The organism is Vibrio sp. 03_296 (genome assembly GCF_002265885.1).
In genome coordinates, this window is record NZ_NPKW01000306.1 from 1 (window position 1) to 1,033 (window position 1,033).

Annotated in this window: 2 pseudogenes; both read right to left on the reverse strand. The window is 50.1% G+C overall.

Features of this window, described 5'->3' with window-relative positions:
* Window positions 1–647: pseudogene (locus CIK04_RS24200) on the reverse strand (alcohol dehydrogenase catalytic domain-containing protein); the annotation flags it as partial.
* Between the two features lie 161 nt (window positions 648–808).
* A pseudogene (gene fadA, locus CIK04_RS24205) lies at window positions 809–1,033 on the reverse strand (acetyl-CoA C-acyltransferase); the annotation flags it as partial.

Here is a 1,033-nt window from a genome sequence, read left to right on the forward strand (position 1 = left end):
CGCACCTGCCCAAATTTGTTCTCTATGGCGAGGGGCTCTTCAAATTCAACCCGATCGATAATGCGGCTGGCGCCAAGTTGTTTGAGTAGTGGGCCGTTTTGTTCAACACGACCAGTCACCGCTGCCACTTGATAACCGAGTTGAGCCAGTAGTGTCACGGCGACGGAGCCGACACCGCCACTTGCGCCAGTGACAAGAATTTCTCCCGCTTCTGGTTTGATACCGGCATCAAGTAGTGCTTGAACACACAACATTGCCGTGAAGCCCGCAGTCCCAACCATCATTGCTTTTTGCTGTCGATTCCTGTTGGTAGCGGCACTAGCCAATCAGCGTTAAGACGCGCACGCTGCGCCATTCCGCCCAATGATTTCCCCGACACCCCAACCAGTGAGAACGACGTGATCCCCTGCTTGGTAGCGTGCGTCTTGTGATTCGATGACGGTGCCTGCTAAATCGATACCTGGAATCATCGGAAAGTTACGGATGATTTTTCCTTTCCCCGTGATCGCTAAGCCATCTTTAAAGTTGAGAGATGAATAGTCAACGGCCACCAGCACGTTGCCTTCGGGTAGCTGAGACTCATCCATTTGTTCAATAGTAGCGATGGTGCGTTTTTCTTCCTGATTTAGAACTAAAGCGTGAAACATGAGATTTCTCCAGCGATTGCAGATAGGTCAAACGGGATAAGTGTAGGCGCAAGTGAACTATGAATAAAATGAAACTTTAGCATTATGGTAATGCGTTTTGCGCATAAACTAAGAGCGGCTCAAGCCGCTCTTAGTGAGTGAGGGTGTTTAGCCGGATAGAGTCAAGGGCGTTCAAATACCGTTGCAATGCCCTGGCCTAAACCAATACACATGGTCGCAAGACCGTATTTGGCGTCTTTTGCTTCCATCAGGTTAATCAGGTGGTTGAATGCGAGCCCCGAGCAACCCAGTGGGTGGCCAAGAGCGATCGCGCCGCCGTTAAGGTTGACCTTTTCATCCATCATCTCAAGCAAACCAAGGTCTTTAGCACATGGTAGAGATTGTGC